Annotated in this window: 1 protein-coding gene; it reads left to right on the top strand. The window is 72.0% G+C overall.

The features are described 5' to 3' along the window. Positions 1-350 precede the first annotated feature (350 nt). Entirely contained in the window at positions 351-1238 is an 888-nt protein-coding gene (locus G3I40_RS44585; protein WP_164560489.1) for a neutral zinc metallopeptidase, read from the top strand. The last annotated feature ends 135 nt before the right edge of the window (positions 1239-1373 follow it).

The raw sequence follows: 1373 nt of genomic DNA on the forward strand, positions 1-1373 counted from the left end.
GCAGGGCGGCCGCGAGCGGCAGGACGCGGCCCGGGCGCGTGCGGCGTGGCGTGGGGCCGGGAGGCCGCGGCGCGTGCCGTACGGGCGGCCGCACGGGGCCTGCCTCTGTTGCCCCGTCGAGCGGTACGACCGCCATCACGCCCCCCTTCCTCACCATCGGCCATGAATCAGGCGCAGAGCGTAGCGGCGGGTCGGGGAGGGGGTTCCCGGGCGGCGGCGACACGGCGGGAGCGGGGACGCGTGTTCCCCCGTTCGGCCCTCGGTCCGGGCCGTGTGCGCGGGTGCGTACCAGGATGAAGTGGTCGATTCTGACTCTAGATCTCGGCTCTCGGCGACTAGGCGGTACGGGCATGCAGTTCGACGACGACGCCAATCTGGACACCTCGGAGGTCCAGGACGTGCGCGGCAGCCGGGTCCCCGGAGGGAAGGCGACCATCGGCGGCGGTCTCGCCGGGCTGCTCGCGCTCTTCTTCGGGCTCTTCTTCGGCACGAACGAGTTCGGGCTCTCCTCGGACGGCAGCGGTACGCCCGCGACGTCGGTGTCGAGTGCGGCGCAGGTGCAGCAGCAGTGCCGTACGGGATCGGACGCGAACGCCAAGGAGGACTGCCGGATCGTCGCCGTGGTCAACAGCGTGCAGGACTACTGGCGCCAGGAGTTCCCGCGCCGGCAGGGCACCTACACGCCCGCGTCCACCGTGTTCTTCACCAATCAGGTCACGACGGCGTGCGGGCGGGCCACCTCGGCGGTCGGCCCCTTCTACTGCCCCGGCGACCGCAAGGTCTATCTGGACCTCGGTTTCTTCAACGAGCTGCGCAGCAAGTTCGGTTCGAGCGGCGGGCCCTTCGCGCAGGCGTACGTCGTGGCGCACGAGTACGGGCATCACGTGCAGAACCTGATGGGCACCCTGAAGCGCTCGCAGGACGGGCGCACGGGCCAGAACAGCAACGCGGTGAAGGTCGAGCTGCAGGCCGACTGCTACGCGGGCGTGTGGGCCCGCCACGCGACCACCACGCCGGACGAGTCGACCGGCCGGCCGCTCATCACGAAGCTGACCGACGCGGACATCCGTGACGGTCTGGACGCGGCCGCGGCGGTCGGAGACGACCGGATCCAGGAGAAGTTCCAGGGCCGGGTGACGCCCGAGTCGTGGACGCACGGCTCGGCCCAGCAGCGGCAGCAGTGGTTCTACCAGGGGTACCGCACCGGCGACATGGCCCAGTGCAACACCTTCCGTTAGGGCCTGTCCTAGGCCCCGCCCGTGTGGACCTGGAACGCCGCGCGGCGCACGGCCTTCGCGAGCGCCGGGTCGGGGTGCGCGGCGGCCAGCGCGACCAGGACCTGCACGGTGCGCGGGTGGCCGGCGGCGCGGACC

It is taken from the genome of Streptomyces sp. SID14478 (assembly GCF_010548525.1).
GTDB lineage: Bacteria > Actinomycetota > Actinomycetes > Streptomycetales > Streptomycetaceae > Streptomyces.

Excerpts from the sequence above, each read along its gene's own strand:
- G3I40_RS44585 (WP_164560489.1), top strand. The coding sequence starts at position 351 with ATGCAGTTCGACGACGACGCCAATCTGGACACCTCGGAGGTCCAGGAC.